At 66.0% G+C, this 3,666-nt stretch carries 2 protein-coding genes; one reads left to right on the top strand and one right to left on the bottom strand.

Features of this window, described 5'->3' with window-relative positions; translation table 11 throughout:
* Positions 1-2,643 (bottom strand): AMP-binding protein (locus tag VFH65_RS25620; protein ID WP_353325399.1); only part of this gene is annotated, 2,643 nt, incomplete at its 3' end.
* A 210-nt stretch (positions 2,644-2,853) separates the two neighbouring features.
* Here VFH65_RS25620 and VFH65_RS25615 point away from each other — a divergent pair.
* The gene (locus VFH65_RS25615; RefSeq protein WP_353325397.1) at positions 2,854-3,465 is read left to right on the top strand and encodes a TetR/AcrR family transcriptional regulator; all 612 of its coding nucleotides are present in this window, start codon (positions 2,854-2,856) and stop codon (positions 3,463-3,465) included.
* The last annotated feature ends 201 nt before the right edge of the window (positions 3,466-3,666 follow it).

Raw genomic sequence — 3,666 nt, 5'->3', positions numbered from 1 at the left:
CGCCAGCCGGGTCCACGTCTGAGAATCCAAGCCGAGGTTCGGCTCTCCGATATCGCCGGCGAGCACCTCCAGGTGGTCGACGGCCAACTCACGGAAACGGCTCAGCAGCACGGGATCCCCGCTGTCGAAGGCTTGCTCGAGACGGGCGCGGGCCTCGGCGGCGTCGCGACCGCGGACCACGGTGACCAGCGTGCCACCCGTCTCCGACAGCCGTTCAAGCCATTCGAGCGCGAGGAACCGCCCGAGCCAGCCATTGGCTCCGGTGAGCAGAACCGTGTTGGGCTCGCCGGTCGTCCGTGGCAGCGACGGAGCTTCGGCCAGGGTCGCCGCGTCGATGAACTTATCGAGTGTCAGGTCTGCGGCGCGTGCCGCCGTGGCGCCCGCTCCATGCACAGACGTGAAGGTCGGTCGGTTGGAAGCCGAGTCACGTTCCTTCTCAACGAATTCCGCGAGTCCTCTAAGGTCTGTTGCAGGGCTGACGATCACCCCGACCGGAACCTCGATGCCGAAGATGTCCTGCAACAGGTTCGAGAACGTCAACGCGGACAGCGAGTCCCCGCCGAGGTCGGTGAAGTGGGCATCGGGATCGAGCTCGCGCGTGCCGAGGATGGCGCCGGCGGCGCGGGTCAATGTGTCGATCACCGGCAGTTCGGCGGCTGCGCACCGCAGCGCACGTAGTTCGTCGACCTGAGCCGCGGCGATGTCGGCGTACATCTGCTCGAGTCGCTCGCCGTAGTGATCCTTGAGATTCGGCCGTAACAGCTTGCCGACGCCTGAGAGCAATCCGTTGGCGGCGCTGAACGGTTCGGCCTCGACGATGAAATCGACTGGCAGCTCGTATGATTGCAGTTCAGCGGCTCGCGCGGTCCGCTGCAGCGAGTCGCTAAGAGCGCTCTTGAGCCCGTCGGCGTCGTGGCCGTAGGTGTCCAGCGCGTAAGGCGTGGGCACCACCACTGCCAGTAGATTGGCGCGTTCACTGTTGCCGTAGACGAAGATCTGGCGCACCAGCGGCGCACCGGCGAACACCGCCTCGAGGTGTGCGACGGCGACGAATTCGCCCTGAGCCAGCTTCAGCACGTTGTTGCGCCGGTCGACATATGCCAGCCGGTCTGGCTCGATCTCAGCCATCACATCGCCGGTCCGGTAGTAGCCGTCGTCGTCGAACGCCGCCGCCGTGACATCGGGGCGCTTGTAGTAGCCCGGCATCGCCGTCTGCGTCTTGACGAGCAATTCGCCTCTCGGATAAGGCTTGTCGGTCTGGAAGTAGCCAAGCTCGGGCACGTCGACAAGTTTGTAGTCGATCACCGGTGGGCGGGTCACGACGCCATCGCGGCTAACCGAGCCGACTTCGGTCAATCCGTAGCCGTCGTTGACGTGCACGTCCAACACGGAATCGAGGAAGACCTTCATCTCGCCGGCAAGCGGCGCCGTCCCGACGAAACCGCCGAGCACGCGGCCACCGAGCACAACGTCGCGCACCTGCGCGGCGGCCTCGTGCTCGGCGGTGGCCACATCGAGTCCCTCGGCGACGAGGTGGTCAACCGCACTGCGGTAACGCTGGAACAACATGTCGACGACCCGGGGCACCAGACCGAGTTCGGTAGGCCGCACCAGCGCCCAATCCTCGAACAGCGTCGACATGTCGGACTCGGGAACGAAGTAGCTGATTCCACCGGAGAGGAACGATGACACCAACGGCAGCCGCCCGCCAAGATGATTCAGCGGCATGAAGTTGACGTTCAGCACCGGAGTGTCCGAGTCCGAGGCGAACGTCGAGGTCCACAACCGAGCCACCATCCGCTCGGTGTACATCGCGCCTTTCGGTGCGCCCGTGCTGCCGGAGGTGTACATGATCATCGCCAGCCGGTCTTCGCTGTCGGCGGTATAGGGGGGCTCGGGCGCCAGCTTCGCCCCGCGCGCGACGATTTCCCCCAACGTGTGGATGGTGACCGGTAGGCCAGCTTCCCGCAGTCGCGCAGAAGCCCGTTCGAGGCCTTCGCGGTGATCGTCGACGCCGGCCTGGTAGTCGAAGACGACGAGGTGACGAAGCGACGTGCTGTCGAGCGCGGAATCGACGGCGAGGTCCAGATACTCGGCGCTCACGGCGAGCACCCGCGGCTCGACCTCGGCGATGATCGGTGCAAGCCGGGAAACAGGCGCATTGTGCTGCAAGGGCACCGACACCAGGCCGAGATACGCGCACGCTAGGTCGACGATGAGGTACTCGGCGCTGGCAAAGCCTATGGTGGCGACGAAGTCTCCGGGTCGCACCGGGTGGATCGGGTCGTTGTGCCAGGCGGTGGCGATCGCGCGGACGCGCTCCCACACGTCGCGATAGGTGATGGTCGCGAACTTTCCTAACAGCCGAGCCGACGTCCGGCCGGTGACCGGGTCAACGACGAACTCGCGGGCCCGCTCGCCGAGCGCGGGCCGGTCCCGGTAGCCCTCGGCGAGCGTCTGCAGGATCTGCGTCAGCCGCAGACCAGGCGTGCGGGCGGCCTCGATCACCGCGACATCGGGCTCGGCGGCGAGAAACTGGCGGTCGTTCGCGTACAGGTCCGCGATCCGGCGGGCCAACCGCTCTTGCCTGCCTTCGGGCAGATCGCCAAGGCCCCGAAGTTCGTGCGAAACGTCACTGGTCATGTACGCGCCTTTCCCTCGACTCTCACTAAGACGAGCGCGCAGGGCCTCGCCGTTCGTTCCTTTCTGTGAATGTGACGCTCTACACACCGCTTCGATAGCGGATTGACCTGGGCCGCTTGCTGATTCACGGGTACAGCCGTCAGGAAGTCACCAGCCGACTCACAGGAAGCGTTCGGCACAGTACGATGCCCATGACATAGGAGGTAACGCGTGACGACGGCCAAGGCCGCGCGGGTCAGCGACCAGGCCGCATTCCGCCAACGGTTGCTTGATGCACTGGAGGAGTCCATCGCCGAGGACGGTTATCCGGGCACCACGGTCGCCGACATCGTGCGGCGCGCACGGACGTCGCGACGCACGTTCTACGAGCACTTCGACAGCAGGGAGTCGTGTTTCGTCGCGCTTCTCACCGACGCGAACGCCGAGCAGGTCAGACAGATCTCGGCTGCGGTCGATGCGGGCGCGCCGTGGAGAAGCCAAGTGCGGCAGGCGGTTGAGGCGTGGATCTCGTCAGGGGAGTCCCGGCCGTCGCTGATGCTGAGCTGGATTCGGGATGTGCCGTCGCTCGGTGCCGCGGCTCGGCGCCTGCAGCGCGATGCGATGGACAACTTCATCGGGATGGTGCAGGCCCTCGGCGGCACCGAGGAGTTCCGCACCGCAGGCATCGGTCCAGTGTCACGTCAGCGCATCATCATGCTGCTTGGCGGGTTGCGCGAGTTGACCGCGATCACGGTCGAAGAGGGCGGGCGGATGAGCGACATCACCGAGGAGGCGGTCGACGCGTCGATCGCGCTGCTCACTCCGCCGTCGCCGACGAGCTAACCACCCCGCGAGAAGGGCCTTGTCATCCTCGGTACTAGGGCGTACCGTGGCCGGTACCTTGGAGTACCACCACGGAGGTGACATGGCTGAGGCCACGACAGATCCAGTGCGGCTTCCGCCTGGTCCGCGGATCCCGAAGCTCGTCATGGGCATCGCCTTCCTGACCGCGCGGCACCGCGCGGTCGCGGCTGTTGGCAGGCG

The sequence above is a fragment of the Mycobacterium sp. genome (assembly GCF_035697385.1).
GTDB lineage: Bacteria > Actinomycetota > Actinomycetes > Mycobacteriales > Mycobacteriaceae > Mycobacterium.
This window is presented reverse-complemented; position numbering and strand designations above follow the sequence as displayed.